Consider the following 2,175-nt stretch of genomic DNA (forward strand, 5'->3'; position numbering starts at 1 on the left):
AAACTTGTTTTTTCAGCTTTGATTTTATCCACTCATCACTCATCTGCTTCCCATCACTCTTGGTCCAGCCATAACTACTTTTATGGTACTTGGCTTCCATGACGATATATTTTGGTGGTGGCCGGCCGTTAAAGTACAAACCATCCACACCGTGATGTCCATAGAGTGGGTGTTTAAAACCGGGGACGGGGGTATGTCCGTCGGCAATCATGTATTCGTGTGCTTTCAGTTCTCCGAGTTCTGCTTTGGCCCGATTGGTACCTTTAGTCGTGGTGTTACTGGTGACGTAAAAGTAACCTTCGTCCGCATTGTACGTTTTGCGCGGCCCGTCGTAGTTTGGGTTGCGTTTGGTATTGTAGCTTCCATCGGCTTGTTTAAACCAATGGTGCCCTTTCGGAGGGCTGGGTAGCGCTTGTTGGGGTGTTTTGCCAATGTGTAGTTGTTTGACCTGGCCGACGCCACCGTCCAAGCCGATATTGCTGGGTGAATTGACGGCTTTGTACAGAATCCCGTAATTCTCGGCTTGTTCACGCAGCACCTTTGAGGCGGTTAGGCGAATGGCGCCTTTGGCCGCACTGATACTCGGCATTTTGTACTTGCCCGCCTCGGCATCACCGGAATACAACAATGCTCCGGTGGCCGCAGCCCCAACAAAATACTTGTGCCGTAAAATCGCCAGAATCGCTTGTCCACCGCCGATGGCCCACTTTTCTACCGGCACAAAAAAGGTCGCGAGACCAAACAGCAGTGCGTTGGTCCACTCCAAAAACTCATTAAAAGTTTGCCGATACGGAATGAGGCCGGCATCTTTTTGTTGTTCGTACAGGAAATCCAGTCGTTCTTTAAGTTCAGACTGTGTTAGTCCGAGTTTTAGCCGGTGTTCTTCTTCCTCACTCGGCTGAAAGTTGGGGCTCGCGTAAGCAAATAAACGGTACCAAGGGTCCTTAGGAATATCAGGTTCTTGTTCGACTAACTCAGTAAGTTTTTTGACGTGCAATTGCACCTGAGGGTCGTCGTATCGTTCAGCGGCAGCGCGAAATACGATGTCGGCATACAGCCATGTTAAATCCAGCAAAATAGGGTGTGAGTTCGATGTATGCGCAAGTTGGTCTTCAACCAATTGCCAGTCCTCTTCGCTCAAGGCGTTGCCGAACTGGTGGTACACCGTCTGTTTAATATCGTCCGTGTTGGTGTATGGCGCGGCAAGAATGACATAGCTGTTGGGTAAGACCAGGCCACGTTCATCCACCGGGAGGTTTAACGCGGCAATGGCTTGTTGCAACTGAGCAACTTCCCTTGGCCTTAACACGACGTTTTGACCGGTACTGGAAGGGTAAGTGAATGAGAGCCCCGGTTCGCGATCCATCAACGGGCTGACGTCGAAGAGCTGCACGATGGGTTGTCCAAATTGAGCAATGACCTGTTCAAATAATGTAGGGTTCAGGTTCGCTGCAAAGTGATAGCTCACTTCAGCGACAGTATTGGGCAGCAGAAACCGTTTGGGGACATTAGGGGTGAGGTCGTCGCCTTCATAGAGTAATTCATCGGCCTCGTCGTATAGCCAATAGCTTAACTGCGTACCCAAGGGAAAAGGGCTGGCAGCATCATCGTAGTTGAGTTCCATCCAATTGGGTTCAGGTACGGGTTGCCACGCGATGAGTGGGGGTGGCAATTGTGCTGTTGCATTTATCGGGTAAGAATCTTGTTCAGTGACCGACAAAAATAAGCATTGTTGCTCGGTCAGTTGAGCAAGTGCTCTGAGAGCTTTTCCAAGGTCACGACACAGAGTAAACAATGGGTTTTGGTTGCCGTTTTTCGTGGTGCTGGATGTTGACCCCGCTGTGATCAAACACAACAAAGTCAATTCCAGTAATGCACCTTCCGCATCGGCGGTATCTTCAAACCGTTGGTGCAAATGCGGTTCTAAAATAGTTATAAAGCTTTGCTGTGATGCCAAAAGCAGAGTGTCGAAATAGGCTTTTGCTGCCGTTTCCCGGTTTGCGTTTATTTCATTTAAACCGAAACTGAGTGCCAGGTGTTCGTGGTAAGCCTCTGGGTGTCTTGCTCGAAAACGCTCAGCAAATACATGAGGCTTGTGGTGCTCGGCTTCAAAGAGTTCCGTTGCCGTTTTCGCCAGCTCAAGTACCGGGTATCCCTCAGTGTAAAGGCGGGTTG

The 2,175-nt window shown here is 49.7% G+C and carries 1 pseudogene; it reads right to left on the bottom strand.

The features are described 5' to 3' along the window. Positions 1–2,175: pseudogene (locus tag ACQY6Q_RS08460) on the bottom strand (hypothetical protein); the annotation flags it as partial.

The sequence above is a fragment of the Agarivorans sp. genome, assembly GCF_050295395.1.
Lineage (GTDB): Bacteria > Pseudomonadota > Gammaproteobacteria > Enterobacterales > Celerinatantimonadaceae > Agarivorans.